This is a genomic window from Nocardioides aquiterrae (assembly GCF_039526625.1).
GTDB lineage: Bacteria > Actinomycetota > Actinomycetes > Propionibacteriales > Nocardioidaceae > Nocardioides > Nocardioides aquiterrae.
Map to the genome: position 1 here is coordinate 305,404 of NZ_BAAAJE010000002.1, position 25,061 is coordinate 330,464.

The window sequence follows — 25,061 nt, forward strand, 5'->3', positions numbered from 1 at the left end:
GCGCATCGGCTACACCGCCACCGGGGGGATCCCGCCGGCGGCCGCACCAGCCCCGCCGGCGCCGCCGGCCGCTCCCCCGCCACCGGCGGCGGGAGTCTTGGGCGTAGCTGCGGCTCCTCCGGACCCGCTCTGGCCACCACCCGAGCCGCCGCCCGGTGCGCCACCGGTGGGCAGCGTCGGCGGGGTCGGCGGTGCCGGCGGCATGGGCGGGTTCGGGGGCGGGTCGTCGTCGCCGTTGTTCTGGGAGCCGGGGTGCGTGCCGCTGCTCTGGTCGCCGGACTGGCCACCGGACTGGCGGCCACCCATGCCACTGAAATCGGGGCCGTAGGTGCTCTGCCCGACGCCGGCCTGGTTGGTCTCGTCCGACATCAGGGAGGTGGCCTTGGCGCCGGCGGAGTTGATCCAGCCCATGCCGGTCGAGAGCGCCTGCCCGACCGGGCCGAAGCTGCCGAGGACGCCCTGGGTGGACTTGTTGAACCGGTCACCGGTCGAGGCCTCGGCGCTCTGCTCACCTGAGGACCGGCCGTTGCCGTCGGTGGTCGACGCGGCCGAGGAGCCGCCGCCGGCACCGCCACCGCTGAGCAGGCCCTGGAGGCCGCCCTGGATGGCCATGCCCTGCCGGAACGACGCTCCGCTGGGGGTGCCGGGGTCGACGAAGGCCAGGAGCTTGAACAGGGCAAGCGGCGCGACGACGCTGATCAGGATCGTCATCACCGCCGGCAGGGCGGTGCCGAAGGCCTTGGCGGTGTCGTCGGCGAGGTGGGCGGCGACGCCGTTGGCGAACTGCACGCCGATGCCCAGCACCATCACCATCAGCACCGGGGTGAACGCCGCGGCGTGGAACCACCGCAGGCTCTTCCAGAACCAGGAGCGGGTGAAGTCGGAGACCAGCCCGGCCGCCGAGAGCGGGCCGGTGGCGGTCAGCACGAGCAGCGAGGCGGCGCGGGCCAGGTAGACCAGGACGTGCCCGATCGCGGCCAGCCACAGGAAGATGCCGAGGAAGGCGAGCGCGGTGGCCACGCCGGCGTCGGTGATGTCGTCGATACCGAGGCCGCCCAGGGGGTCCCAGTCGGGCCAGGTCTGCACCTTGAGCAGCGACTTCATCAGCGCCTTGGTGATGGCGCCGCACGCGGCGACGATCATCACGCAGTAGCCGAACCAGCAGGCGCAGACCAAGACGAACTGGCCGGCGCCGATGAATGCCCGCGCGAGCCCCTTGCCCTCGCGCTTGAAGGCCGCAGCACCGAGTTGGATCATCGCCAAGATGACCACCAGGGCGAGCGCGAGCCAGAGGGTGAAGGCGTAGACGTCCTTGCCCGGTCCGTCGGCGCGCAGGTCGGGGGTCAAGAACAGCTCGCTGAACGTGAGCACGATGCGCAGCACGAACAGGCCGGAGTTCCAGACCGCGAGCATGGCCGCCGTCCAGGCGTCGGCCGCGGCCTTGGCGATGACGTCGCCGATGGCCTCGAACGGGTTGGGGATGTCGCCGAGGCCCGGGATGCCGCCACCGAACAGGTCGCCGACGTTCGGGAGGCCGGGGATCCCGGGCAGACCGGGGACGCCAGGCAGGCCCGGGAGCCCGGGGAGCCCGCCGTCGCAGATCGCGTCGAGGATGCCGCAGCCGTCCGGGAGCAGCCCGGCGGCCCCGTCGAGGACGTCTCCGGCGCCGTTGATCAGGTTGCCAGCTCCGTCCTTGACACCGCCGGCTGCCTCTTTGCCGCAGTCGATCGGGTCCTTGGCGCAGTCGACGGCGTCACCGCCGAGGTCGCACAGCGCGTCGGGGCCGGGGCAGCCCATCTTGACGTTGCGGGCCGGCAGCTGGCCGGCGGTCTCGACCGTGGCGACGTGCGCCGTGGCGGCCGGCTGCTCGGCCGCGGCCGCGGCGGGCGGCTGGATGTCCATGGCCGCCCCGAGGAGCGTGGTGAGGACCAGGACCGCCAGGGCGCCGATGCCGAGCCGGGTTACCCGGTGGAAGAGGTCGCCGGCGGTCACTGGGGGGCTCCGTTGATCGGGATCCAGCCGGCCTGCTTGTACTCCGGGGTGCCGGGCGCGACCGCCTTGGGCTGGCCGGTGGAGACCAGGTGCTCGATGTCCTCATCGCTGCCCTGGACCAGGCGCCAGTCGCCCACGCCGTCGACCTCGATCCAGCGCATCAGCTGGGTGCCGGCGTAGAGGCCGTCGCTGACCTTGCCGTTGGCGGTGGTGAGGGTGACGTAGCTGAGCAGGTTCACCGCGTAGTAGCCGGTGTCGAGCTCCTCGAGGGTGTAGGCGATCGGCGTCACGGCGTACGACGCGGGCGGGGGGACGTCACCCTCCTTCGGGACGCCGGCCTGCTGGCGGCGCAGTGCGACGGCGTCACGGGCGCGCTGCTCGAAGACAGCCTTGTCCTCGGGGTTGGCGTACAGGCCGGCGACGGCGGCGGCCTGGTCGTAGTCGAACCCGACCTGCGCCTTGGCGACCTCGACCTGCAGCGCAACCGCGCCCAGGTCGGTCTGCGGGAACCGGGTCGGGTAGCCGTCGACCTGGTCGGCTCCGGTCGGGATCACCACGCCGTCGGCGGGGGCGGTCTCCGGGGCGACCTGATCGACCGAGACGTTCTGCCCCTGCTGCCCGGTCTGGCTCGAGGAGTCGCCGCTGGTGTTGTCGGTGCCGCCGCTGTCATCGGTCCGGCCGCGCGCTCCGAGCCAGACGGCGGTCGCCACCAGTGCGGCGATCACCACCAGGACGCCCACGCGCAGCAGGGTGGTGCGGGACTCGCCCATCGACTCGTTCATGCGGTTGCTCATCTCAGTGCTCCCCTTCGTGGTCGCCGTGGTCGCCGGGGTTGGTGGGTTCGGTGGTGTGGTCGGTGGACCAGGTGCGCCAGCCGGCCTCGTGTGCCAGCTGGGTTCCGGGCCAGGTCGCGGGTGCGGGTGCCGGCGGGGCGCCGGGGGCGACCATCCAGCGGCCGCCGACCCACTGCATGCGCTCGCAGTGCGCGAAGGCGATCTGGCCTTCGGACTTGTAGGTGGCGCTGACCTTCATCAGCACGCAGACCGTGGCCCAGTCGGGGCCGTCGGTGCCCTTGACGAGCGCGGCGGCGGGCTCCAGGGAGACCGAGGCGCTGGGGTCCTTGACCTCGCCCATCCCGGTGCTGGAGAGGAACGCGCGGACGCTGGCGGTGATCCACCAGTCCTCCGCCCGGACCCCGCCGGGCAGCGCCCAGGCGTTGTAGACCTCCTCGGCGGTGCTCAGGCTCATCGACTGCAGCACCGCGAGGTCGATCTGGGCCAGCTGGCCGATCGCGCCCTCCGGGGTCTGCGGGAACCCGGTCATCACGAACGCGGGTCCGTTGACTCCGGTCCCGGTCGGGATCTTGATCTCCGGGGCCTGGACGCTGGTGGTCTCGGCCGGGAAGGCCGCGCTCTCGGGCACGGTCAGCATCGGCTCGGCCGCGATCTCGTCGCGATGCGCGGCACCGCGGGCCACCGCCGAGCGCTCGGTCTCGCCGGTGGCCACGCCGGTGTTCGCGCTGGCCTCGCCACCGATGCCGGAGACCGCCAGGTAGACCGCGTACACGAGGCCGCCGAGCAGGAGCGCAGCCACGGCGACGGCGGCGGCAAGGATGCCGAGCAACCGGCGCCGGCTCCACTCGCTGGTGCCTTCTGCCTTCTTCGTGGCTGCGCGCCGCATCTCAGATGCAGCCCTTGCCGAGGATCCCGTTGAGCATCCCGGGCAGCACCAGGTAGGCGATCGCGCAGGCGAACACGACCACCACCGAGATCACGCCGACCTTGGAGGCGTGCGGCAGGGAGAACACCCGGCCGGCGATGATCGCGCCGATGGCGATGATGATGCCGAGACCGAACAGGACGATGACGCCCCACAGCACGTAGCTGGTGATCTCGTTGGTGGGGCCGACAGCACCCGGGGGCGCCTTCGGGCAGACCTGGGCGGCCATCGGGAGGAGTGCGGTCATGACGTCCATGGGTGGACTTCCTTTCTGGGGTTGCTGACCCGGGCGGGTCAGGCGCTTTCGCTGGTGTCGGTGGACAGGTGTTGGGGCTCGAGCAGCTGACGTGCTGCCGAGATCAGGGGGGCCGGGACGGGCCGGGAGTCCAGGCCGTTGACCGCGAGCTCGCGGTCCTCGGGGATTTCCACGCACCGGTCCGCGTCGAGGGCGCGGCGGACGGCGGGGCCGCCGGCGTGCTCCAGGCCGCGGGGCCACTTCTTGCGGCGCGGGCCGCGGATGGCGAGGGTGATCTGCTCGGGCTGCCAGTGGCCGGCGAGGAGGTCCATTGCGACTCCGGCGCGGCGCATCCCGGGGACGGTGGCGGTGGTGACCAGGACGACTTGGTCGGCGGTGCGGACGGCCTCGGCGAGCCAGCAGTCGGTGGCCAGCAGTTGGCCGGCCTCCCAGCCGATGTCGAGGATGGTCAGCTGGGTGTCGTGCTCGGCGTCGGTGGGCAGTGGGACCTCGTCGACGCCGGCGAGGACCTCGCTGGCGCGCTCGAGCAGGACGTGGTCGCGCTTGCCCTGGCGCCAGTCGGTTGGGTGCAGGCCGAGCTCGGCGGTGCTGGCCGCGGCGAGCCCGGAGGCGGTGACCGAGCAGCACTCGATGACTCGGACCGGGGCGGCGGCAGCGAGACCAGCTGCCAGGGCGACGGTGCTTGCGCCGACCGACCCGGCGCAACCGATCACGGCGATGGTGTGCTCGCCGTCGGCCGGGGTCCAGTCCTCCTCGGCGGCGGTGCCGCGGCCGCGGGGTCCCCAACCGGCTCCCGGGCTCGTGCGGAACTCACCGGCGCTCACCGCGTTCCAGGCCCGCTTGAGCTCGTCGACGCCGACCGGGCGGCTCGAGGCCTGTGCAATGACTCGGGTGCTCACTGGACCTCCCCAATGGTGCCGCGGCGGAACTCGAGTGCGGCGCGGACCTCGGCCGGGGTCAGGGTCGCCAGCTGTGCCTTGGCGGCCTGGACTTCGTGCAGCTGGGCGACGCAGCCGGTCAGCTGCTCGATGGCCTCGATCTCGCGGCCGGCGATCGCGAACAGCTCCGCGACCTGCTCCGGCGTTCGGGTCTCGCCGTCGTGGGTGTTTGTCATGGGCTTCACCACCTCCAGTCGCCTATGTGTCGCGGGGCGGTGCGAGCGATCACTTCCGGGCCTATTCGTCATGGCCGAACTTCCTGGGGGCGGCCGCGGCGAGGGCGCGGACGGTGCGCGAGCCGTGGCGTCGGACGGTTGCCTCCGAGACCCCGATGCGGGGCGCGACCCGGCTGGAGACCTCGTTGCTGAGCAGGCCGCCGTAGCCGCGCGCCAGACGCCGGGTCTCGACCCGGTCGGCCTCCTCGACCAGGCACAGCAGCAGGTACCGGTCGGCGGGGCTGATGACATCGTGGTCGCACGCCCACGCGAGCAGCTCCAGGAGCTCCTCAGTGGCCGTGGGCTCCTCCTGCTCGGGTCCGGCGTCGGCGAGGATCTCCGGGCGGTGGAACAGCGCGCCGGTGACCCGCTCGGTCGGCATCTCGGCCGAGTAGCCGGCGCCGCCGTCGGCGCTCGTCAGGTCGCCGGCCGAGAACGACTCGACGAGAGTCGTGTTCGCCCAGGTGCGGTCGGCCCGGGAGACGTAGAAGAAGTCGCCGACCTCGCGGAGCACGCCGACGCGGGTGTTGATCAAGATGTTGGCCGCGACCTTCCGGAGCCGGCGCCACTTGAACGTGCGGACCTCGATCCACAGCTGCGAGGCCACCAGCTCGTCGACCCGCTCGACCGCCGACCAGGTGCCCGCCATGACCGGCTGGCTGTCGCGGAAGACCTCGCGCGGCGGAAGGGTGCTCAGCCAGCCAGCGAGCCGGCAGGCGCCGGGCAGCAGGCACTTGGCGAGCGCGGCCGCAGCCGCGATGTCGTCACCACCGTCGGGCGCGGCCAGCATGGCCAGCGCCAGGAGGACCTGGTCGGACTCTTCGTGGTCCACCGTCGGCAGCCAGGAGCGCAGGTCGTCGAAGTTGTCGACCACGCCGAGGCGCGGATCGGTGGCCACCCAGGCCGGCCACTTCTGGCGGGCCTGGTCGAGCAGTTCGCTGTTGTCGTCGAGGCCGAGCTGGTCGCCCACACTCATCGCACTCGCTCCTTTCGTCCGTGGCTGTGCACGGCAGAAAGGTCGCGAGCGGGCGTCCCCGCATCCGTCCCCCCAAACCCCTGATCTCGAGGGGGGACACTGAGGGGGGACGCGCGTTTGCGCAGGTCAGAGGGCGTCCCCCCGAAAGTTCAGGAAATTTCCGGCCAGGCCCTTGCGGCGACGTCAGTGTCGAGATGCAGCGAACATTTCCAAACGGACCAGATGGTTCTTTCAACACTGATCAGCTAGACATTCGGCGTCTGGTCAAGGACCGCACGAGGCGAGCCGGGGATAGATCCGGGCGGGGCCATCGCCAACGACGTCCGGCGCTGGGCCAGGTTGTTGGGTGCCGAGTTCTCAGAGCGCCGCGAACCCCAGCTCGAGGCTGGGCCTCCGGACGCAGGCAGGTGGCTGTTGCTCAAGGACTTCGCTGAGGTGAACCAGCTTGGCTAGAACAGACCAGCCGTGGCAGTGTCCGTACGCTTTCCGAAGTGAGGAAGGTGTGTAGTGGACCGTCGAAACATGGTCTGGCCCATGAGCGGCACAGGCGACCACCTGGCCGAGACGCTACGGTCGGCCGCGAACGCCACCCACTCGGTGTCCGGGGGCGCAACCGACGTCGTCGACGGCTATCTGCGCTGGGCGGCCGACCAGATCCGCATGCTTCAGGGAATGCTCTCCCCCAGCGATCTGGACCGGTTGATCACCACCCCGCGCTACTGGGCGACGCAGGCGGACAGGACCTCTGTCCTCACCACCGTCAACGTGATCACCGACGAGCTCCAGCATCGCCGGCGGGTACTCGAGGCGACTGCGGATGCCGTCGCGCAGCAAGCCGAGGCGTGGTCGCCAAACGACGGTCAGTTCACCAACTACGTGTTGATCGACACCAACTTTTGGATGGAGAAGACCTCCAGGGATCTCGATGCCCTGGACTGGCACCAAGCGCTCGCCGACGCCACCGGGCTCAGTCACCCGGCAATGCAGGACGAGCTGCGGATCGTGGTCCCGCTGTTGGTGATCGACGAACTCGATGAGAAGTCACACCGCCGCGACACACGTCCGAAGGTCCTCGGTGCCACCAAGTTCCTCTACAACCTGCTGGCTGACAATCCAGGCAAGCCGCGCCAGATCCGTGATGAGACGCCCGCGCGGGGCGCCGTAACTGCGCAACTCCTGTTCGACCCGTTGAGCCACCGACGGCTGCCAAACAACGATGACGAGTTGGTCGAGCGTCTGCTCGTGCTGCGCGACTTCATCGGCCACCCGGCGAGTCAGATGTTCTTTCTCACCCAAGACGGGGGTGCCGCGTTCCGTGCCGGCGCCTCCGGGCTGATGCCGCGGCATGCACCTACCCCACCAAGGACCAAGGGAGACTGATCCGCGAGGACCAGAAGCCGAGGAGTTCGCGAAGCGCATCCCTCATCGCTCGTTCGAACGCCAAGTCGCGCTCGAAGCTGACCCTGCGCGCGGTCCTCGACACGAGCTGCAGCGTGCACCTCTTCGATCGCGCTGGCGAACATGCCCGACGAGGTGGGCAACTTGCTCATGCTGGCCGTAGGAAGTATTGACCGGCCCAATCGATCTGTCGCTCAGCCCTTCGGCGGGTGAGGGTCGTTGCCGTATGAGTTGCGCTCTCCGATCTTGCCGTCCTTCTTGTGAATCAGGTGCTCGACGCCATCCTTCTTCGCCGCTGCGCGACCGGCCGCCTGCGCCTCGGCCTTGGTGTCGTGCGTACTCGAAGCGCGCTTTCCACCCTCGCGGCGGTTGGCCCACCCGTCCTCGGTCGGCACCGTGTGAATGTTCTTCTTGTCGGCCATAACCGTTTCCCTTCCGGCGCCCTCCGGCGAGGGGGCCAAGGCTGCCATCATCTCAGTCCATCTGGACCCGTGGACGGGTCCACTTCCTGCAGTGAGCGCGGCACCCACGGAAAGAGCTTTCGGCTCAGCGAATGCTCCGATTCAGGCAACTAGGCTCTGTCGTCATGGCCGCACGCGACTGGGATCCGGAGTACCGGTTGATGCTTGAGGAGGCCAGGCGGTCGATCGACCGACAAAGCGAGCGCGTACAGACGGTGCGCGAGCGCGCCATTGGCTTGGTCGGCTTCGGTGCCATTGTGGCGGCCGCCTTCGGCCTCGGTGACACCCGTGCCGTCGATATCGTCGGTATCCTCGCCCTCCTGGCTTTCGTCGTGGTCGCCGGGAGTGCGCTATACATCTTGAAGCCGCGCGTGTTCAAGTTCGAGTTGAGCGCACGGCTGATCGAGTCGACTCTCGACCTGCCGAGCTACGAGGGGATCGCCCACCTCCACTACAGCTTGGCTATCCGCCACGATGAACACCACGCGTACAACTATCGGAAGCTTGAGCACATGCAGACGGCGATCGCGATCGGCGTGCTCGGACTGTCAATCGAAACAGTCGCGCTGGTGGTCCGGCTCATGCTTTCATGATCCGCATGAGTGACGACACGGCACCGCCGGAGCGTCCGGAGCCGCCGGAGCGGCCGCGGCTTGAGCCGCTTCCGGATCCCGTGGTTCCAGATATCCGTGAGTCCCCTCAACCCGAGCAGAGGCCGGGGCGAGTCGAGACTCGGGGCGACTGACTGAAGCCGAGACCGCGGGCCTTGCGACGCGGCGGTGCGCTGCGCCAGGAGCCTCCCGCTCCGTGGGTCGCGTGCCGTGGCACCCGATGAGGGCAAGGTCGCCGAGACAATGGCCCTCACCATCGAGCCGCGTGCGGCAAGCCATACGGCGAGCAAGTCGGGCCTGGCGTTGAAGGGCTCGACCGCGTGCCCGATCGTCGGGCGTCTCATATGGCGCACCCTTGAGGACGCGCTCCTTGATGTGTCACAGAGGATCGGCTTCTGGTCACGCTCCGCGCAACGATCCCTGAGACGACGAACTTCTCGCGGCGGGGTGCGAACGTTCGGTGGACGGACCTCAGCGCAGGGCGCAGCCGGCTTCGACGCCGAACCGGCGGAAGACGGCGGCGGCCGGGCAGAACCCGGTGACGCTGGCTTGAAGCAGGTTGAGGCCGACAAACGCGGTGAGCAGCAACCACCATGTGGAGACGAAGACAGCGAGCGCAACGCTTGCAACGGTCATGGTTCCGGCGAGGCCGAGGACGGCGCGGTCGAGGTTCATCAGGGGTCCTGTCAGTGAAGTTTGCGGGTGGAGGTGGTGGGGGCGCGCCGGGGGGAGTGCGCGCCCCCACCGGTTCAGGGGGTCAGCGGCCGAAGAGCTTCGAGAGGAAGCCGCCGCCGGAACCGGCGGCCGCTTTCTCGGCCGGTGTGTGCTGGCCGTCGCACCAGTCCTTGGCGGGGACGCCCGCCTTGACCTGGCTGACGTGCTGGCCGCAGCCGGCCCAGGTGGTCTTGCCGCAGGTCTTGCATCGAGTTGGTCGGCACATGAGGTGCTCCGTTCTGAGGGTGTGTGTGCGGGATGTGAGGCGTCGATACAGGCTCAGCCGTGCGAGAACGTGATTTTCGGCAGCACCCGGGTGAGCCAGCGGGGGGTCCACCAGGCGGCCTTGCCGGTGAGGCGGAGCATCACGGGTAGCAGGACGAGGCGGACGAGGAACGCGTCGAGGAGCACGGCGACGCCGAGGACGATGCCCATCTCCTTGGGGGGCAGGGGGCCGGAGAGCGCGAAGGTGAAGAACACGGCGACCATGACGGCGCCGGCGGCGAAGATGACGCGTCCGGAGTGGGCGAGCGAGCCGACCATGGCTTCCTTGGGGTCGCCGGACTTCTCGTAGTGCTCCTTGGCGGAGGCGAGGAGGAAGACGGTGTAGTCCATGGCGATGGCGAAGATCATCGCGAAGAAGAACACCGGCGCCCATGCGTCGAGGAACCCTTGGGACTCGAACCCGAGGAAGTCGGCGCCGATCCCTTCTTGGAACACGAGGCGGGCGACGCCGAACGCGGCGGCGGTCGACAGCAGGCTGGCGAGCGTGCCAAGCAGTGAGATGAGCGGCGCCTGCAGGGCGATGAGCAGCAGCAGGAATCCGAGGGCGAGGACGACGCCGATGACGAGCGGGGTGGAGTCGTCGAGCTGGGTCTTGAGGTCGAGGTTCTCGACCGCGGCGCCACCCACGAGGGCGGAGTCGGGCAGGTCGGCACGGAGCCGGTCGACGGTGGTGGAGAGCTCGAGGTCGGACGGGTCGACGGTCGGGACGGCCTGGATGAGCACCAGGTCGGCGTCGCTGCCGTCGGAGGCGGGCTGGGCGGGCATGGCGCCGGCGATGCCGGGGTCGGCGGTGAGGACCTTGGCGGTGGCCTTGGCGTCGGAGGCGTCGGTGACGATCTGGAGGGTGCCGGGAGCTCCGTCACCGAACGCGTCCTGGACCTGGTTGTAGCCGATGCGTGCACTGGCGTCATCGGGAAGTACCTGGATGGACGGCATCGCGGTCTTGAGGCCGAGGACGGGGGCTGCGAGGACGAGGAGGACGACCAGGGACGCGAGCCCGAACGCGATGGGTCGCTTCCACAGGCGCTCGCCCCAGGCGGCGAACCTGGCCGAGCGGTGCTCACCGGAGTGGACCCACTTGAGCGCGCCCTTGTTGATGCGGTCGTCGAGCTTGAACAGCACGAGCGGGAGCAGGGTGAGGGTGGCGGCGAGGACGAAGACGACGGCGAGCATGATGCCGCCGGCCATCGACCGGAACGCCGGTGACGGCACCAGCATCACTGCGGTCAGGGACACGAGGACGGTGGCGCCGGAGAGGAGGACGGCCTTGCCGGCGGTGTCCATCGTCTCGGCGATGGCCTGGCGTGGCGTCTCGTGGTGGCCCATGCGGGCGGCACGGAAGCGAACGACCAGGAACAGGGCGTAGTCGATGCCGAGCGCGAGGGCGAACATCATGGCGAAGTTCATCGCCCAGATGGACACCGGGACGAGCTCGTTGATGAGCACCAGTGAGCCCGCCGAGGCGACGAGCCCCGCGAGGGTCAAGATGAGCGGCAGGCCGGCGGCGACGAGGGCACCGAACGCGAGGACGAGGATGGCCAGGGTGACGGGCCACGAGACCATCTCGGACTTGAGCATGGCGTCGAGGTTGGCCTCGTTGAAGTCCGACCACAGCAGGGACGCCCCGGTCGGGTTGACCTCGATGCCGTTCCCGGAGAGGGCCTCGAGCTCGGCCTTAAGGTCGTCGGCGACGCGGACCATCTCGTTGGGGTCGGCGCCGGCGCCGGCGAGGATGACGGCGGTCTCGCCGTCCTGGCTCAAGGTGGCGCCGGGCTGGGGTGCGACGACGTCGGCGATGCGGGGCTCGTCCTTGAGGATGGTGGTGACCTCGTCGATGACGTCAGCACCGGTGCCCTTGGTGACGGGGCCGCCGCCTGAGTGGATGACGACCTGGATGGCGGAGCTCGCGTTGCCGCCGAAGTTCTTGGTGGCGAGCTCGCGCACGGCGACGGACTCGGAGCCGTCGGCCTGCCAGCCGGCACCCGACAGGTTGGCTTCGACCTTGGGAGCGAAGGCGCCGAGGCCGATGACGAGGAGCAGCCACACCAGGGCGGTGGCCTTGCGGTGGTGGGTGACCCACAGGCCGAGCCGACCGAGGGGACCGGGGCGGTAGCCCATGCCGTACGGGTCAGCGTCGGGCGGGGTCTGGGCGTGGCGGCGGGTGGCCGTCGACGTCATGAGAGAACTCGTTTCTGTGTCGGGGGCGAAAGGGTCAGACGAGAGGTCATATGAGGGGTCAGATGAGGGCCGGGATGGCCGTCGCTACGGTGTAAGCGGCGACGATGAGGACCAGGCCGGTGAAGGCGGCGGAGAGCCGGGCGGTGTCGGTTCGGGCGGCCAGACGGGCGCCGGCGACGGAGCCGCCGACGGCGGTGACGGTGAGGGCGGCGACGAGCCACCAGTCGGGCGCGATGCCGGTGCCGGCACGGGTGGCGAGGGCAGCGGTGCTGGTGATGGCGATGACGACCAGCGACGTGCCGGCGGCGTAGCCCATGGGGAGCGCCAGGGCGAGGGTCAGGGCGGGGACGACGAGGAACCCGCCGCCGACGCCGAGAAAACCGGTGAGCAGGCCGACCGCGGTCGCGGTGACGAGCAACTTGAGGGCTCGCGGGCACTGGCACATGAAGGTCGGGCTGAACGTGATGATGGGGTCGTCCAGCCGGGGCCGGTCGACGTGCGAGCCCGCGGAGGCGCCGCGGCGGCTGCGTACCTGACGGGCCGTCATCAGGCCGGCCACGACAAGCATCAGGCCCGCGAACGCGGCCAGCAGCACCGGCTCAGGCGCGGCCGCGGACGCATGCGCCCCGACAACCGCGCCGCCGATGGCGACGGCACCGAACGCGACGCCGCGCGCCAGGAGGACGTTCCCCGCGCGGTAAGCGGTCACGGCTCCTGCGAGGGAGGTGACACCGACGACGACCAGGGACCCGGTGGTGGCCTGCGTCGCGCTCTGTCCCAGCGCGAGGAGCACGGGGACCGCGAGGATGGAGCCGCCGCCGCCGAGCGCTCCCAGGCTGAGCCCGATGAGCGCGCCGGCGACGGCGGCGGCCAGGAGCGCGAACGTCACGCCGGTGACCCGGCGTGGGACTCGGAGTGGGACTCCACGTCGGGTCCAACGAGGTGGAGTCCGACCTTCTCGGCGTTGTCGAAGCTGTCGTCGACGGCGACGAGGTTCCGCCCGGCAGCGGAGAGGAAGGACGCCGCAACGGAGGCTCGGTAGCCGCCGGCACAGTGAACCCACACCTCGCCGGCCGGGACGTCGGCCAGACGCTGGGGCAGCTCGTGGATGGGCACGTTCACGGCGCCAGCGATCCGGGCCTTGTCGTGCTCGTCGGCGCGGCGGACGTCCAGGACGACGACGTCGCGGTGGTGACGGACCTGGGCGAGGTCAGCGAACGTGGCGGTGGGGAACGAGGTCAGCTCGCGGTCGGACCAGTCGTCGGGCCCGCCGGTGGCATGGGCTGCGGGCCGGTCGATGCCGATGCGTACCAGCTCGCGCTGTGCTTCGGCGACGTCGTCGGCGCTCTCGCCGAGCAGCGTGACGGGGGTGCCCCACGGGATGAGCCAGCCGAGGTACGTCACGAAGCCGCCGTCGAGTCCGAAGTTGAGGGTGCCCGGTGCGTGACCGGCCGCGAACGCGGTGCGGGTGCGCAGGTCGACAACCCACTCGCCGGCCTCGATGCGGCGACGCAGCTGGATGGCGTCGGCCTTCGCAGGCGGCGACAGGTCGGGTGCCGACGGGCCGGCCACGTTGGCTGGTGCCATGTGCGCGTAGTAGGCCGGGTACGGGCCGAGGCCCGCCAGGAGCTCGTCGACGTAGGTCTGCTCGTCCTGGGTGAGGACCGGGTTGGACTTCTTCTCCTGCCCGATGGTCGAGGCCGTCGCATCCGACTGGCTGGCGGAGCAGAACGACCCGAACCCGTGGGTGGGCAACACTTCGGCGTCGTCAGGCAGCAGTTTCGCGAGCTTGCGCGCGGACGCGTGCTGGTGGTGCACCAGGTCGTGGGTGTGCTCCTCGCCGAGGAGGTCGGGGCGACCGGTGGCGCCAAAGAGCAGCGACCCGCCGGTGAACACAGCCACCTGCCTGCCGGTTGCGGCGTCGGTCAACGCGTAGGAGAGGTGGGTGAACGTGTGGCCGGGGGTTGCCAGCGCGGTGAGGCGCATACGTTCACCCACCTCGATGACGTCTCCGTCCGCTACGGGGGTGCGGGAGAAGGAGACGTCATCCTCGCCATTGACGAGGTAGGCCGCACCGGTGTGCTCCGCGAGGGCGTAGCCACCGGTGACAAAATCGTTGTGGAGGTGCGTTTCCGCGACGTGGGTGAGGCGGACCTGGTGCTCGTCGAGCAGGTCCAGCACACGGTCGATGTCGCGCTGGGGGTCGACGACGAACGCGACGGAGCCGTCATGGACCAGGTAGCCGCGGTCACCGAGGGTAGGGGTCTCGATGGTGAGGATGGTCAGGTCATTCAGGTCGGTCATCTCGGAGGTCTCCTTCGAGTCGGTCGGCTCAGGTGCGGGGATGTCGAACAGGTCGGGAATCACAGGCCGACTCCGACGGCGCGGCCGGACGCGACCCAGGCTTGGGTGCCGCCGGAGACGGAGTAGGCCTCGAAGCCGGCGGCGCGCAGCAGGTCGGTCATCGCGCTGGACCGGTTTCCGGTCGCGCAGACGACGTACACGGGTGCGGTCTTGTCGAGCTCGCCCATGCGTGCGGTGAGCTGGCCCATCGGGATGAGCACGGCGCCCGGGACGTGCACCTGGGCATACTCGCCACGCTCACGAACATCGACCACCACGGCGCCTTGGTCCACGGCGGCGGCGAGCTGGGCGACATCAACTTCGGGCGTACGGCTGCTCACGAACTGGTCCCCTCAGTGAGATGGTCGATACCCGGTGGGGTATCTCGACGAGCCGAACGGTACACACCCCCGGGGGTATTCCTCAAACCGACGGGGCAGGGCTGTGACCTGTGCCATGGAATACGGTGGGGGGTATCCTCGTTGGGGTGGGTACAACCACGTGAGACACAGCAGAGGAGTGAGGCCCGATGGCCACCATCAACCTGAGCGCGGAGAACTTCGAGCGCACCATCACCGACAACGACATCGTCTTCGTCGACTTCTGGGCGTCGTGGTGCGGCCCCTGCCGCATGTTTGCCCCCGTGTACGAGAAGGCCGCGGTTGAGCACGCCGACATCGCGTTCGGCAAGGTCGACACCGAGGCCGAGCAGGCCCTCGCCGCCGCCGCGAACATCACGTCCATCCCCACGCTCATGGCCTTCAAGGGCGGCACCCTGGTGTTCTCCCAGCCCGGCGCCCTGCCGGCCGCCGCGCTCGAGCAGGTCATCACTGGCGTGCGCGACCTCGACGTCGCCCCCGCCCTCGCCGAGCAGAAGAAGAGCGCCTGATGACCACCTTCACCCTCACCACCACCCTCGCGCTGCCCTACGACGACGCCGTGCAGGCCACACGCGTCGCCCTCGGCGAGCAGGGGTTCGGCATCCTTACCGAGATCGACCTCAAGGCCACGTTGAAGACCAAGCTCGACGTCGACGTCGCGCCCCAGGTCATCCTGGGCGCCTGCCGTCCTGCGCTCGCCTACGAGGCGCTGAGCGTGGACCCGTCCATCGCGGCGGTCCTGCCGTGCAACGTGGTGGTGCGCGCGCTCGACGAGGAGACCAGCCTGCTCGAGGCGTTCGACCCCGACGCGATGATGGGCCTGGCCGACAACGACGCGCTGCACGCCGTCGCCACTGACGCGAAGGAGCGGCTCACCGCCGCCCTGGACGCCCTCACCTCCGCCGAAGGAACACGCTGATGGAGCTCAACCCCGCCGAGATGACCCCGGTCATCAACCGCATCAAACGCGCCCAGGGCCAGCTGGCCGGCGTGCTGCGTCTGCTCGAGGAGGGACGCGACTGCGAAGACGTGGTCACCCAGCTCGCCGCGGTCTCGAAGGCCCTGGACAGGGCCGGGTTCGCCATCGTCGCGACCGGCCTGCAGCAGTGCCTGGCCGAAGGCGACGGCGTCGATTCGGTCGACGTCAAGAAGATGGAGAAGCTCTTCCTCTCCTTGGCGTGAGCCACCGGGTGCGCCTTCCGCTGCCGTATCCGGACGTCACCGTTCAGCGAACCGCTAGCGACGTTGGGTGGCTCAGCCATCACCGGAAGGCGCCGGCGTCCCGGTGAGGTGTGCGATGCGGGACAACCGGCGCCAGGGGCCCGTTCAGCGCCGTGACGGTGTCGCCGCAATACCGGCTTTGGCTGCGATTCGCTGGCGTTCGATCGCGCGGTAGACGGTGGAGCGTCCGACCCCGAAGAGCTCGGCCACTTCGAGGGTGCTGTACTCACCGCTGTGGACTAGGGAAACGAGGTGTGCCTCTTGTTTGCGGCTGAGCTTTGGCTGCTTGCCGCGCAGTCGTCCCTTCGCTCGAGCGACCTTCATCCCCTCCACGGTGCGGAGCCGGATGAGGTCGGACTCGAACTCGGCCACCATCGCAAGGACGTTGAACAGCAGCTTCCCGACAGCATCGGTGGGGTCGTAGACCGACCCGCCAAGGCTGAGGCTGACCTGCCGCACAGTTAGCTCGTCGGCGATGGCTCGAGCGTCGGGTAGCGACCTGGCCAGGCGGTCGAGCTTGGTGACCACCAGGGTGTCTCCAGCCCGACAGGCGGCGAGGGCTTCGCGGAGTCCGGGACGTTCGCGGTTGGTGCCGGTCAGGCCGTGGTCGACGTAGATCCGGTCCGGCTCGACGCCGAGGCCGAGGAGCCCGTCTCGTTGGGCGGTGAGGTCTTGCTGATCGGTAGAGCATCGGGCGTACCCGACAAGCAGGGCGCTCATGGCGCACCTCCAGAAGTGGACCCGGTCGAGACACGGGCTGTGGCCGACTCGGGTGTCGGGTGTCGCCCGACCCCTCAGCAAGCGCCTCGCTGCCGTCTACCGCAAGCAACCCAAGGCCCGAACTGCCGGCGGGCCTCCTTGTCACTCCAATGCGGGATGGGCTCGCGGAGCGACCCGATGCGGGATGGGCTCGCGGAGCGACCCGATGCGGGATGGGCTCGCGGAGCGACGAGCCGTTACGGCGAGGTCACCCCAACCCTGAGCCCAAACGCCACGAGGGCCGTGCCGCTCGGTGCCACCCTCCTCGGTTTGAAGATTCCGGACCAAGGACGAGTCACGTGGCGCTGACCAGGCCTGTCAGCAGTCCCCCGACGAGCACCGCTGCCAATCCCAACCGGTAGGGGACGAAGACGGTGATCGGGTGTCCGGCCACGAGGCGGAGTAGCCACGCAATTGATACGTAGGCCACGACGAAGCTCACCGCCGTCGCCACCACGGTGGGCCCCCAGCCGACGGTGGTGGAGATCTGCGAGGCCGTGATTAGCCCCTCGTAGGCGCCGGCCGCGACCAGCGCTGGAATGGACAAGAAAAACGACACCCGGGTGGCAGTGACCCTGTCCAGTCCAAGAAAGAGCCCTGCGCTGATGGTGGCTCCGGAACGAGAAACCCCCGGCACCAGCGCCACGCACTGGACAATCCCGATCACCACCGCATCGCGCACGGTGAGGTCGCGGCCCGCTTGCCCGCGCCGCGAGGAAGACCGCTCCGCCAAGACCATGACGAAGCTCCACGCCACGAGTGCGACGGCCACGACCCACAGGGAGCGTAGGGAGCCGGCGACCAGGTCCTTGGCGAGCAAGCCCACGACACCGATCGGGACGGACCCCGCAATGACGCACCAGGCCATCCGGTACTCGGGTCGGTGCCGCTCCCCGGGCACGACAAGTCCCCGACACCACGCCACCGCCAGTGTGCGGATGTCGGTGCGAAAGTAGACGAGAACCGCAGCGATTGCCCCGACCTGAATGAGAGCGGTGAAGGCGGTGACGCCGGGGTCATCAACCGGCAACCCGAGCAGCTCCTCGGCGATCGTGAGATGGCCGGTGCTCGAGATCGGCAGGAACTCCGTGACCCCCTCGACGATGCCCAGCAGCACCGCCTCCCACAAGTTCACCACCCGCTCCCGGAGGACGTGACCCGGAGGAGCAGCAGCCACCCCGCCAGAGCGATGCACAGCCCCAGCAGGTTTCCGGCGACGACATCGCTGAGGTAGTGGACACCCAAGAAGATCCGGTCCACCGAGATCACAAGGTAGACCAGCAGAGCGAGTAGCACGACCAGCCGCCGACTCCATCCCGGACCCATCATCGCCAGCGCCACGAGGATCACCGCGGCCGCGAAGGTCCCTGCCATCGCGGCATGCCCCGAGGGGTAGGACAAACTGTGCTCGACCGCGATCGGCTCGAGCCACTCCGGGCGCGGGCGGCTGAGCAGGAGCTTGGTCGAGGGGGCGATGACGTTCTCGGTCACGGTGACGGCGACGAGCCACGCCGCCAAGCACCAGTTGCGCTTCCGGGCCAGCAGCAGCGGGAGAAGCACCAGCACCGCACGCAGGACCATCGGCTGCCCGTAGGTCGCCACCGCGACCCAGAACGAGCTTCGACCGGCGTGGCCCCAGGTGGAGTGGTAGCCCCAGTCAGCGACCGTCTGGTCGAGCCGCGCGAGCTGCTCCGAGCCCACGGCCAACGCGATGGTCAGCACGCACAGCAGGACGGCCGCGACAGCCAGCAGCCATCTCACCCAGCGCGGCCGCGGTCCTCGGACCGGCGTCACCTCGCTCACAGGAGCGCGGCCGTCATCGCGTACCCGCCGGCGCACGCGCCCAGACCGACCGCCAGGCTCGCGAGGCAGTTCAACCCCGCGGTGAGGACCGAGCCTTCCTCGAGCAACCGGACGGTCTCGAACCCGAAGGTGGAGAACGTGGTGAGGGCACCGCAGAACCCGGTGCCGACCAAGGCCAGCACCCACGACGGCACCCCAGCGCCGGTCACCGCAGCCGCCGTGACGCCCAAGACCAGCGAGCCGGTCATGTTGACGGTGAAGGTTCCCCACGGGAAGACGCTGTCGTGGCGGGACTGGACGACCAGGTCGGTGAGGTAGCGCAACGGAGCGCCGATAGCGCCACCCAGCAGCACCATCGCAACTGTCATCGCCGGTCCTCCCCCGGGCCGGCCGGGCCGGCTGGTCCTCTGCCCGCGTAGCGGATGACCTCGACCGGCTCCACGATCACCATGCCCTCGAGCTCCAGCCGCTCCAGCTCGGGGAAGCCACGAATCTGCTCGTCGGTGTCCACGATGACCACCGCGACAGGCGGGTCCTTGCGGAGCGACCACACCTGGGGGTGTGGATGTGGTTCGACTTGCCGAACCCCTCGATGCCACGAAAGGCGCTGGCCCCGTCCAGCCCGGCCCGGTGCGCCAAATGCACGATCTCGGTGTAAACGGGATGGTGGTGCACCTGGTCGGACTCCCCCACCATGATCGTCAGCCTGCTCGCTGGACCCCGCAGCGTCATCGGTTCCTCACCTCGTCATCGTCGTGCGCGAACATGGAAGACTCGGGAGGTGCTGGATGTCGGCGTCGTGACCGTCTCGGCCTGAGTGCGATCAACCGTGCGGAGGCGATCCCGGCCCAGACGGCGAGCAGGCCGGCCAGGAGGGACCCTCCTAGATATGCGAACGCGGTGAGGACCTGTCCTTCGCCGAGCAGGAGGCGTGCGTCGAGCATGTAGGTCGAAAAGGTGGTGTAGCCACCGAGGAGGCCGACGCCCAGGAACGGGCGCACGTACCGCTGCGACGGCCACACGTCCAGCACGAACACCATCAGCACGCCGAGCGCGAACCCACCAGAGACGTTCTCAACGAAGGTCCCCCACGCGAACTCGGTCCCGGACCATGGGAGGAGCTCACCGACACCCCAACGTGCCAGGCTCCCCAGTGCGCCGCCGGCGCTGATGGCGAGCAGCACGTCCCACTGCGACGTGAATAAGGAAGGCAACCGGTGGACCGTGCCGGTGAGCCTGTCACCGGACGTATCGGGATCGATCGGCAGATCGCCGACGTCGGGGTAACTATTTTCGGGCACACGAACTCCTACCTGTCTCAGGTAGGGACTGTTGGTGGCCTGCCGCCACGGTTGTCGGCGAGCCCCACCGCCATCGTGTGCGCTCATGCTAACCAACTGCGACACTCACCGGCGAACCCGGACACCCCGAACACATCAGCGCGGACCGCCCAGCGTTTGGGATCCCCGACGATCACGCCGAAGGGTCGGGCCAAGTTGGGCCAGGTTGGGCGCAGGAGTGCCCGAACCACACGACCCACCCACCGCGGGGTTGGTCGAACCGACCACCACCCCTTGCCCGTCATGCGCCGGTGAGCTGTACGCCGGCGTAGGCGACCCCCGCGACGAGGACCCATGACATGAGGCCGAGCACCAGCGCGCGGCCTCCGGTGCGCCGCAGCACCGGGAGGTGGATCCCGGTGCCCAGACCGACCAGGGCTGCGGCGAGCAAGACCTCCTGGAGGACCTTCGCGCCGTGCAGGACCGGATCGGGCAGGAGCCCGGTGCTCGCGACGGCGATCGCTGCCAGGAAGCCGGCGACGAACAGGGGAAGCAGCGGTGGGCGGCGCCCCGTCGCCGCCGCGGGAGTGCGACGCCGCAGCGCAACGGCGGTCCCGGCGACCAGCGGGGCGAGGAGCACGACGCGGCTGAGCTTGACGACGACCGCGGTCGTCAGGGCTCCCGGTACGCGGTCGGCTGTCGCGACGGTCTGGCCCACGTCGTGCACGCTTGCGCCGACCCAGCTGCCGAACGCAGCAGGGTCGAGCCCGAGGGGCTCACGAAGCAGCGGGAGCAGCACGATGGCCAGGCTCCCGCACAACGTGACGAGCGCGATTGCGACCGCCGTGTCGTCCTCGTCCCCGCCGGCGACCTCCTCCATCGCGGCGACGGCGGAGGCGCCGCAGATCGAGAAGCCGGTGGCGACGAGCAGGGACCGGGCCGGCGGCACACCCAGCAGCCGCCCAAGCAGGCGCGTTCCGGTGAACGTGACCGTGACGGTGGTGACCACGACGAGGGCACCGCGCGGCCCCAGGTCGAGCAGCTGTTGCAGCCCCAGCTGCAGGCCAAGCAGCACGACGGCCAGGCGCAGGAACCGGTGTGAGGCGACGTGGGTGCCGACGTGCAGGGAGGGGTGGTGCAGCCCGATGTTGACCGCGATCGCGCCGATGACCACAGCGACGGTGGAGGGGTTCACCGCTGGGACCAAGGCATGCACGCCGAACGCGACGCCGGTGGCGGTTGCGACGGCGAGCAACCCAGGTACCGGACTGCGGTGCCCGGGCTCGGGAATGGGCGGGCAGGACGGGCGGCAGCGGCTGCCGGTGCGGTGTCGGTGGACAGGGGCTTCGTGGGCCGTGGTCACAGGCATTCTCCTTCGTCGGTACTTCCAGCCTGCGCCGGCAGACGGGCGCTCGGTAGACATCCTGGATCGATGACGTCATCCACCGGACTGATGGCGGGCTCTAGAGTGGGTCGATGACTCTCACCCGGGTGCCCGACCTCGACACCCTGTCGCTGCTCCTCGAGATCGCTGCCAGCGGCAGCCTGAGCAAGGCCGGTGCCTCCCGCGGGCTAAGCCAGCCTGCCGTGAGCGCACGGGTGCGCGGACTCGAACGGCTGGTCGGGTTCGCGGTCCTCACTCGCTCAGCCCGTGGCTCGAACCTCACCCCCAACGGTGCACTGCTGGCCGAGTGGGCACGTGGGGTCCTCGCTGCTGCGGACGTCCTCGAGGCGGGCATCGCGTCCCTGCGCAGCGACCGCATCGCGCGGCTGCGGGTCGCGGCGAGCTTGACCGTGGCCGAGCATCTACTGCCGGGCTGGCTCGTCGTGCTGGCCGCCACGCATCCGGACACCGCCGTCAGCCTGACCGCAGGCAACAGCGACACCACGGCGGCCGCGGTTCTCGCGGGCGACGCCGACCTCGGCTTCATCGAGGGCCCCGACCTTCCCTCCGGCCTGTCCGCTCAGGTCGTGGCGACCGACCGGCTCGTGGTCGTCGTCGCGCCCGCTCACCCGTGGGCCCACCGCCGTAAATCGGTAGAGGCTGAGGAGCTGGCCGCAACGCGGCTGGTGCACCGCGAAGCCGGGTCGGGGACCCGCACCGCGCTGGACCGAGCCCTGACCCCGTTCGGCACCCCCACCCAACCCCTGCTCGAGGTGTCGACCAGCAGCGGCGTCCGCTCCGCAGTCATCGCCGGAGCCGGCCCGGCCGTGCTCTCCGACCTGGCAGTGCACGACGACGTCGCAGCCGGCCGCCTAGTCCAGGTCCCCGTTCACGGAGTCGACCTCGACCGCTCGCTACGTGCCGTCTGGCTCACCGGCCAGCGACCGGTCGGCCCGGCAGAGGACCTGCTTCGTCTTGCAGTCCCCGAGAGGCCACGAGCCCGGCGTCTACCCCGGAGCAGAGCGCGAGTTCGTTGAGGATCGCTGGCGCTACCGTGACTCGCGCGAGCTGGTCAACGCGCCACAAACTACTGGTCACACAGAGCGCGACCGCAGCAGGATCGGCTCGCGGAGCGTGCCAGTACGGGATCCCGTACTGGTCAGGCTCCGTGTGACGATCCGCTCGTGGTCATCCGCCGGCACCGTTGCGTCCGGGACCGCGGTCACGAGTCGTACACCGTTCGGGCCATAGTGCGATTCGAGCGGTCGACCTTTAGCGGTGGCCGATAGGCAGAACCCAGCGGAAGGCGCTCAGCAGGGGCGTGCGGCACCAGCACGTCGCCGAGCAATGGCACCGTTGAAAGCCCGCCTCTTCGGCGGCCCGACTCCCCAGCGCCGCAGTGAGGTAGAGGGCGACCAGGATGATGATGCGGCGCCTCATGTCGGTGAACCTACCTCTGGGCCCACGGCATCCGTGCGCGGTCGTGGGGCCTGCGGTTGGGTGATGATGTGGCAGATCGCCTCGTCGGAGCAGTCGGCGGGGTCGAGCCGACGGCTGACGCTGATCAAGTGGCCGAGCTCCGCTTCGAGGATGGCCAGCTCGCGTTGCCGCTGCTGCACGTCGAGCAACTTGGCGGCGAGGAGGTCTTGCACGTGTCGGCACGGAGTGGCGCCTTCGCGGCGCAGGTCGAGGATCGTGGCGATCTCGACCAGGGTGAGGCCGGCGGCTTGAGCGTTGCGTATGAAAGCGAGCGTGGTGAGTGTCGAGTCGTCGTACTCGCGGTAGCCGTTGGGTCCCCGGCGCGGTTGCGGCAGCAGTCCCTTGCGTTCGTAGAAGCGGATGGTGGCGGTCGGGACCCCGACGGCCTCGGCGACTTCTCCGATGCGCATGACCCCACCTTACGGTTTGACCTTAAGCTGCGGTTCAAGGTTTAGCGTCGGGGCATGGACATCACGCTGCTCTACTTCGAGGACTGCCCGAACTGGAAGGTCGCGGGCGAGCGCCTGGCGCTGATCGCAGCCGAGCGCGGCGACGTGACGGTGACCCGCCGACTGGTTGAGACCCCGGAGGACGCCGAGCGCGTCGGATTCCTGGGCTCACCCAGCATCCAAATCGACGGCGTCGACATGTTCGCCGAACCCGGCGCACACGTCGGGCTGGCTTGCCGGAGATACGCGGTGCCCGGTGGCCACGAAGGCTCGCCGACACTCGACCAGATCCGCGAGGCCCTCGCCGATGCGTGACCCAGGTGAGCACTGCCGCACCCGTGGCCGTCGTCGTCGGCGCAGTGGCATCTGTTGCGGACTGCCGGTGCTGCTGTCGCTGGGGTGCTCGGTGGGGTGGCAGACATATCCCTCCAGAGCTGGGCCCTGATCGGGGTCGGCCTCGTGCTCCTCGTCCTCGGTTGGGTGACGCGGGTGCGGCGCCGGAGATGTCCCGCGTCAGACGTCAACGAGACCGCCAACAACCTGTTGAGGGAGAACCACCGATGAGCGAAAGCTATGACCTGATCGTCCTTGGCGCCGGGATGGCCGGTGTGGCGTCTGCGAACAAGTGCGCAAGCCAGGGGTGGCGCGTCGCGATCGTCGACCCGCTGCCCTACGGCGGCACGTGCGCGCTGCGGGGATGCGACCCGAAGAAGATCCTCCGCCGCGGCGCGGAGATCATCGACAGCGCGCGCCTGATGGAGGGCAAGGGCATCGACGCAGGCGGTCTGTCGATCAATTGGGGCGACCTGATGAAGCACAAGCACGGCTTCACCGACCCGGTGCCGGAGAGCATGGAGGCCGGCCTAAACCGGAACGGCGTCGAGACGCTCCACGGCCCGGCGCGCTTCACCGGTGAGCGACAGATCGACGTCGACGGCACCCGCTACGGCTCCGATCGCTTCCTGATCGCCACCGGCGCCACGCCCCGCCCCCTGGACGTCCCGGGGCACGAGCACCTGATCGACAGCACCGGCTTCCTCGACCTCGATGACCTGCCGTCACGGATCCTGTTCGTCGGAGGCGGCTTCATCTCCTTCGAGTTCGCCCACATCGCCGCCCGCGCCGGCGCGTCACTGGTCATCGTGGACCGCGGCGAACGCCCCTTGGGGGGATTCGACCCCGACCTCGTCGAGCTGCTGGTCGCCCGTGGCGCCGAGATCGGCGTCGAGCTGCGACGCTCCACCGAAATCGCGACTGTCGAGCCGAACGGCCACGGCTACATCGTCACCCTGGACCGGGCCGGAGTTCGCGACACCATCGAGACAGACCTCGTCGTGCACGGCGCGGGTCGTGTCGCGGACCTCAGCGGCCTTGCCCTCGGCGCCGCCGGGGTGGAATGGGGCGAGCGTGGCCTGAGCGTCTCGGATCACCTCCAGAGCACCACGAACCCGGCCGTGTGGGCTGCCGGGGACTCCGCGGACACCGCGGGGATGCCGCTGACGCCGGTGGCGGTCATCGAGGCCAAGGTCGCCTCCTCCAACATGATCAAGGGCACCACGACTGCCCCCAACTACAGCGGTATCCCGACGGCGGTGTTCACCATCCCCGAGCTCGCTCGCGTCGGCATGCTCGAAGCAGAGGCTCGCGAGCAAGGCATCGACCTGATCGTCCGTCATAGCGACACCAGCGGCTGGTACTCCAACTACCGCGTCGGCGAGACCACTGCGGCCGCGAAGGTCCTCATCGACCGGTCCACGGACCAGGTCGTGGGCGCCCATCTGCTGGGACCCGAGTACGGGGAGCTCATCAACACCTTCGGCCTAGCCATCACGCTCGGGCTCACCACCCGTCAACTCAAGTCGACCACGGCCGCGTACCCGACCGTGGGGTCCGATCTCGGATCCATGGTCTGAGTGCGTCGCTCCGACCCAGGGCACCAAGACAGGGTCATGTGGTGGCACGCTCCGGGCGACGGTCCGGCTGTAGTCGCGTCCGCGTGACGACGAGCAGATGTGGTGCACCGTGGCCGCAGGCGAATCGGCTCTTGGAGCGTGCCAGTCCAGGAGCCCCCTGCCGGGACGACCTCGCCACGGAAGATCCGAGCGGACCAGATCGCCACTGGCGGTTCGGCTCTCGGAACGTCCAGGCCGGAGAGCGTACGTGCGGTGCCACTGGAGAGAACGACCTCAACGGTCCCTCCAGCGAGGTCGCGGACCTCTT

At 69.6% G+C, this 25,061-nt stretch carries 29 protein-coding genes and 1 pseudogene; 8 read left to right on the forward strand and 22 right to left on the reverse strand.

What is annotated here, in order from left to right:
* Window positions 1-9: 9 nt before the first annotated feature.
* The 7 genes from ABD086_RS03980 to ABD086_RS04010 form a co-directional block, all read right to left on the reverse strand.
* A complete protein-coding gene (locus tag ABD086_RS03980) occupies window positions 10-1,992 on the reverse strand; it encodes a type IV secretion system protein (RefSeq protein ID WP_343905854.1) in 1,983 nt (660 codons plus the stop codon).
* A complete protein-coding gene (locus ABD086_RS03985) occupies window positions 1,989-2,786 on the reverse strand; it encodes a hypothetical protein (protein WP_343905856.1) in 798 nt (265 codons plus the stop codon). Before ABD086_RS03985 ends, ABD086_RS03980 begins: the two co-directional genes overlap by 4 nt.
* 1 nt (window position 2,787) lies before the next feature.
* Window positions 2,788-3,672: a hypothetical protein gene (locus ABD086_RS03990; protein WP_343905858.1), complete on the reverse strand. Its 885-nt coding sequence runs from the start codon at window positions 3,670-3,672 to the stop codon at window positions 2,788-2,790.
* A 1-nt stretch (window position 3,673) separates the two neighbouring features.
* Window positions 3,674-3,967, reverse strand: a complete 294-nt coding sequence (locus ABD086_RS03995) for a hypothetical protein (protein WP_056890610.1) — start codon at window positions 3,965-3,967, stop codon at window positions 3,674-3,676.
* A gap of 38 nt (window positions 3,968-4,005) precedes the next feature.
* Entirely contained in the window at window positions 4,006-4,866 is an 861-nt protein-coding gene (locus ABD086_RS04000) for a CpaE/TadZ family protein (protein WP_343905866.1), read from the reverse strand.
* Window positions 4,863-5,081, reverse strand: a complete 219-nt coding sequence (locus ABD086_RS04005; protein ID WP_343905868.1) for a hypothetical protein — start codon at window positions 5,079-5,081, stop codon at window positions 4,863-4,865. Before ABD086_RS04005 ends, ABD086_RS04000 begins: the two co-directional genes overlap by 4 nt.
* A 61-nt stretch (window positions 5,082-5,142) precedes the next feature.
* Window positions 5,143-6,096 (reverse strand): hypothetical protein, encoded by a 954-nt coding sequence (locus tag ABD086_RS04010; protein ID WP_296211294.1) that lies wholly within the window; start codon window positions 6,094-6,096, stop codon window positions 5,143-5,145.
* 534 nt (window positions 6,097-6,630) lie between these two features.
* Between ABD086_RS04010 and ABD086_RS04015 the strand changes: the two genes are divergently transcribed.
* Window positions 6,631-7,476: a PIN domain-containing protein gene (locus ABD086_RS04015; RefSeq protein WP_181410975.1), complete on the forward strand. Its 846-nt coding sequence runs from the start codon at window positions 6,631-6,633 to the stop codon at window positions 7,474-7,476.
* Window positions 7,477-7,688: 212 nt separating this feature from the next.
* On the opposite strand, the gene ABD086_RS04020 is transcribed toward ABD086_RS04015, so the two are convergent.
* The gene (locus ABD086_RS04020; RefSeq protein WP_141003360.1) at window positions 7,689-7,916 is read right to left on the reverse strand and encodes a DUF2188 domain-containing protein; all 228 of its coding nucleotides are present in this window, start codon (window positions 7,914-7,916) and stop codon (window positions 7,689-7,691) included.
* A gap of 164 nt (window positions 7,917-8,080) precedes the next feature.
* Between ABD086_RS04020 and ABD086_RS04025 the strand changes: the two genes are divergently transcribed.
* Complete coding sequence (locus ABD086_RS04025; RefSeq protein WP_141003361.1) at window positions 8,081-8,548, forward strand: hypothetical protein; 468 nt, start codon at window positions 8,081-8,083, stop codon at window positions 8,546-8,548.
* Window positions 8,549-9,037: 489 nt separating this feature from the next.
* Here ABD086_RS04025 and ABD086_RS04030 read toward each other — a convergent pair whose 3' ends face one another.
* The 6 genes from ABD086_RS04030 to ABD086_RS04055 all read right to left on the reverse strand — a co-directional run bounded on the left by ABD086_RS04030 (window position 9,038) and on the right by ABD086_RS04055 (window position 14,427).
* Entirely contained in the window at window positions 9,038-9,241 is a 204-nt protein-coding gene (locus ABD086_RS04030; protein ID WP_343905879.1) for a YgaP family membrane protein, read from the reverse strand.
* A gap of 82 nt (window positions 9,242-9,323) precedes the next feature.
* Window positions 9,324-9,506, reverse strand: a complete 183-nt coding sequence (locus ABD086_RS04035; protein ID WP_193591305.1) for a hypothetical protein — start codon at window positions 9,504-9,506, stop codon at window positions 9,324-9,326.
* A 53-nt stretch (window positions 9,507-9,559) separates the two neighbouring features.
* Entirely contained in the window at window positions 9,560-11,743 is a 2,184-nt protein-coding gene (locus tag ABD086_RS04040) for an MMPL family transporter (protein ID WP_343905883.1), read from the reverse strand.
* A 58-nt stretch (window positions 11,744-11,801) separates the two neighbouring features.
* A complete protein-coding gene (locus ABD086_RS04045; RefSeq protein ID WP_343905885.1) occupies window positions 11,802-12,632 on the reverse strand; it encodes a sulfite exporter TauE/SafE family protein in 831 nt (276 codons plus the stop codon).
* On the reverse strand, window positions 12,629-14,047 hold the full coding sequence (locus ABD086_RS04050; RefSeq protein ID WP_343905887.1) for an MBL fold metallo-hydrolase: 1,419 nt from the start codon (window positions 14,045-14,047) through the stop codon (window positions 12,629-12,631). The genes ABD086_RS04045 and ABD086_RS04050 overlap by 4 nt, the downstream gene beginning before the upstream one ends.
* Before the next feature lie 59 nt (window positions 14,048-14,106).
* Window positions 14,107-14,427, reverse strand: coding sequence for a rhodanese-like domain-containing protein (locus ABD086_RS04055; RefSeq protein WP_343905889.1), 321 nt, complete (start codon window positions 14,425-14,427; stop codon window positions 14,107-14,109).
* A gap of 188 nt (window positions 14,428-14,615) precedes the next feature.
* Here ABD086_RS04055 and trxA point away from each other — a divergent pair, with 188 nt between their 5' ends.
* Genes trxA through ABD086_RS04070 form a run of 3 tightly spaced genes read left to right on the forward strand, consistent with a single transcriptional unit; the run spans window position 14,616 to window position 15,648 of the window.
* Window positions 14,616-14,975 (forward strand): thioredoxin, encoded by a 360-nt coding sequence (gene trxA / locus ABD086_RS04060; protein ID WP_343905891.1) that lies wholly within the window; start codon window positions 14,616-14,618, stop codon window positions 14,973-14,975.
* Window positions 14,975-15,385, forward strand: coding sequence for a DUF302 domain-containing protein (locus ABD086_RS04065; protein ID WP_343905893.1), 411 nt, complete (start codon window positions 14,975-14,977; stop codon window positions 15,383-15,385). The genes trxA and ABD086_RS04065 overlap by 1 nt, the downstream gene beginning before the upstream one ends.
* On the forward strand, window positions 15,385-15,648 hold the full coding sequence (locus tag ABD086_RS04070; protein ID WP_343905895.1) for a metal-sensitive transcriptional regulator: 264 nt from the start codon (window positions 15,385-15,387) through the stop codon (window positions 15,646-15,648). Before ABD086_RS04065 ends, ABD086_RS04070 begins: the two co-directional genes overlap by 1 nt.
* Window positions 15,649-15,792: 144 nt before the next feature.
* Here the strand turns inward: ABD086_RS04070 and ABD086_RS04075 are convergent, their stop codons facing one another.
* The 7 genes and pseudogenes from ABD086_RS04075 to ABD086_RS04110 form a co-directional block, all read right to left on the reverse strand.
* Window positions 15,793-16,407 (reverse strand): recombinase family protein, encoded by a 615-nt coding sequence (locus ABD086_RS04075; RefSeq protein WP_343905897.1) that lies wholly within the window; start codon window positions 16,405-16,407, stop codon window positions 15,793-15,795.
* A gap of 334 nt (window positions 16,408-16,741) precedes the next feature.
* On the reverse strand, window positions 16,742-17,581 hold the full coding sequence (locus ABD086_RS04080; RefSeq protein ID WP_343905900.1) for an undecaprenyl-diphosphate phosphatase: 840 nt from the start codon (window positions 17,579-17,581) through the stop codon (window positions 16,742-16,744).
* Window positions 17,578-18,207 (reverse strand): phosphatase PAP2 family protein, encoded by a 630-nt coding sequence (locus ABD086_RS04085; protein ID WP_343905902.1) that lies wholly within the window; start codon window positions 18,205-18,207, stop codon window positions 17,578-17,580. The genes ABD086_RS04080 and ABD086_RS04085 overlap by 4 nt, the downstream gene beginning before the upstream one ends.
* 38 nt (window positions 18,208-18,245) lie before the next feature.
* Window positions 18,246-18,617 carry a fluoride efflux transporter CrcB gene (gene crcB / locus ABD086_RS04090; RefSeq protein ID WP_343905904.1) on the reverse strand — a complete coding sequence of 124 codons (372 nt, stop codon included), beginning with the start codon at window positions 18,615-18,617 and terminating at the stop codon, window positions 18,246-18,248.
* Window positions 18,614-18,981, reverse strand: a pseudogene (locus ABD086_RS04100) (DUF190 domain-containing protein). The gene crcB and the pseudogene ABD086_RS04100 overlap by 4 nt, the downstream one beginning before the upstream one ends.
* Window positions 18,978-19,550 carry a fluoride efflux transporter FluC gene (locus tag ABD086_RS04105; protein WP_343905909.1) on the reverse strand — a complete coding sequence of 191 codons (573 nt, stop codon included), beginning with the start codon at window positions 19,548-19,550 and terminating at the stop codon, window positions 18,978-18,980. The pseudogene ABD086_RS04100 and the gene ABD086_RS04105 overlap by 4 nt, the downstream one beginning before the upstream one ends.
* 280 nt (window positions 19,551-19,830) lie before the next feature.
* Window positions 19,831-20,820: a YeiH family protein gene (locus ABD086_RS04110; protein WP_425571549.1), complete on the reverse strand. Its 990-nt coding sequence runs from the start codon at window positions 20,818-20,820 to the stop codon at window positions 19,831-19,833.
* A 200-nt stretch (window positions 20,821-21,020) separates the two neighbouring features.
* On the opposite strand from ABD086_RS04110, the gene ABD086_RS04115 reads away from it, so the two are divergent.
* The gene (locus ABD086_RS04115; protein ID WP_343905913.1) at window positions 21,021-21,950 is read left to right on the forward strand and encodes a LysR family transcriptional regulator; all 930 of its coding nucleotides are present in this window, start codon (window positions 21,021-21,023) and stop codon (window positions 21,948-21,950) included.
* A 399-nt stretch (window positions 21,951-22,349) separates the two neighbouring features.
* Here the strand turns inward: ABD086_RS04115 and ABD086_RS04120 are convergent, their stop codons facing one another.
* The gene (locus ABD086_RS04120; protein WP_343905915.1) at window positions 22,350-22,802 is read right to left on the reverse strand and encodes a heavy metal-responsive transcriptional regulator; all 453 of its coding nucleotides are present in this window, start codon (window positions 22,800-22,802) and stop codon (window positions 22,350-22,352) included.
* Between the two features lie 54 nt (window positions 22,803-22,856).
* On the opposite strand from ABD086_RS04120, the gene ABD086_RS04125 reads away from it, so the two are divergent.
* Window positions 22,857-23,156: a DF family (seleno)protein gene (locus ABD086_RS04125; RefSeq protein WP_343905917.1), complete on the forward strand. Its 300-nt coding sequence runs from the start codon at window positions 22,857-22,859 to the stop codon at window positions 23,154-23,156.
* Window positions 23,157-23,344: 188 nt separating this feature from the next.
* Window positions 23,345-24,754, forward strand: a complete 1,410-nt coding sequence (locus ABD086_RS04130) for a dihydrolipoyl dehydrogenase family protein (protein WP_343905919.1) — start codon at window positions 23,345-23,347, stop codon at window positions 24,752-24,754.
* Window positions 24,755-25,061 lie beyond the last annotated feature (307 nt).

What these genes read in the sequence shown, in the direction of transcription:
- ABD086_RS03985 (WP_343905856.1), bottom strand. Translation starts at nt 2,786, where the DNA reads ATGAGCAACCGCATGAACGAGTCGATGGGCGAGTCCCGCACCACCCTG.
- ABD086_RS03990 (WP_343905858.1), bottom strand. Translation starts at nt 3,672, where the DNA reads ATGCGGCGCGCAGCCACGAAGAAGGCAGAAGGCACCAGCGAGTGGAGC.
- ABD086_RS03995 (WP_056890610.1), bottom strand. Translation starts at nt 3,967, where the DNA reads ATGGACGTCATGACCGCACTCCTCCCGATGGCCGCCCAGGTCTGCCCG.
- ABD086_RS04005 (WP_343905868.1), bottom strand. Translation starts at nt 5,081, where the DNA reads ATGACAAACACCCACGACGGCGAGACCCGAACGCCGGAGCAGGTCGCG.
- ABD086_RS04010 (WP_296211294.1), bottom strand. Translation starts at nt 6,096, where the DNA reads ATGAGTGTGGGCGACCAGCTCGGCCTCGACGACAACAGCGAACTGCTC.
- ABD086_RS04015 (WP_181410975.1), top strand. Translation starts at nt 6,631, where the DNA reads ATGAGCGGCACAGGCGACCACCTGGCCGAGACGCTACGGTCGGCCGCG.
- ABD086_RS04020 (WP_141003360.1), bottom strand. Translation starts at nt 7,916, where the DNA reads ATGGCCGACAAGAAGAACATTCACACGGTGCCGACCGAGGACGGGTGG.
- ABD086_RS04025 (WP_141003361.1), top strand. Translation starts at nt 8,081, where the DNA reads ATGGCCGCACGCGACTGGGATCCGGAGTACCGGTTGATGCTTGAGGAG.
- ABD086_RS04030 (WP_343905879.1), bottom strand. Translation starts at nt 9,241, where the DNA reads ATGAACCTCGACCGCGCCGTCCTCGGCCTCGCCGGAACCATGACCGTT.
- ABD086_RS04035 (WP_193591305.1), bottom strand. Translation starts at nt 9,506, where the DNA reads ATGTGCCGACCAACTCGATGCAAGACCTGCGGCAAGACCACCTGGGCC.
- ABD086_RS04040 (WP_343905883.1), bottom strand. Translation starts at nt 11,743, where the DNA reads ATGACGTCGACGGCCACCCGCCGCCACGCCCAGACCCCGCCCGACGCT.
- ABD086_RS04050 (WP_343905887.1), bottom strand. Translation starts at nt 14,047, where the DNA reads ATGACCGACCTGAATGACCTGACCATCCTCACCATCGAGACCCCTACC.
- trxA (WP_343905891.1), top strand. Translation starts at nt 14,616, where the DNA reads ATGGCCACCATCAACCTGAGCGCGGAGAACTTCGAGCGCACCATCACC.
- ABD086_RS04065 (WP_343905893.1), top strand. Translation starts at nt 14,975, where the DNA reads ATGACCACCTTCACCCTCACCACCACCCTCGCGCTGCCCTACGACGAC.
- ABD086_RS04070 (WP_343905895.1), top strand. Translation starts at nt 15,385, where the DNA reads ATGGAGCTCAACCCCGCCGAGATGACCCCGGTCATCAACCGCATCAAA.
- ABD086_RS04075 (WP_343905897.1), bottom strand. Translation starts at nt 16,407, where the DNA reads ATGAGCGCCCTGCTTGTCGGGTACGCCCGATGCTCTACCGATCAGCAA.
- crcB (WP_343905904.1), bottom strand. Translation starts at nt 18,617, where the DNA reads ATGACAGTTGCGATGGTGCTGCTGGGTGGCGCTATCGGCGCTCCGTTG.
- ABD086_RS04120 (WP_343905915.1), bottom strand. Translation starts at nt 22,802, where the DNA reads ATGCGCATCGGAGAAGTCGCCGAGGCCGTCGGGGTCCCGACCGCCACC.
- ABD086_RS04125 (WP_343905917.1), top strand. Translation starts at nt 22,857, where the DNA reads ATGGACATCACGCTGCTCTACTTCGAGGACTGCCCGAACTGGAAGGTC.
- ABD086_RS04130 (WP_343905919.1), top strand. Translation starts at nt 23,345, where the DNA reads ATGTCCCGCGTCAGACGTCAACGAGACCGCCAACAACCTGTTGAGGGA.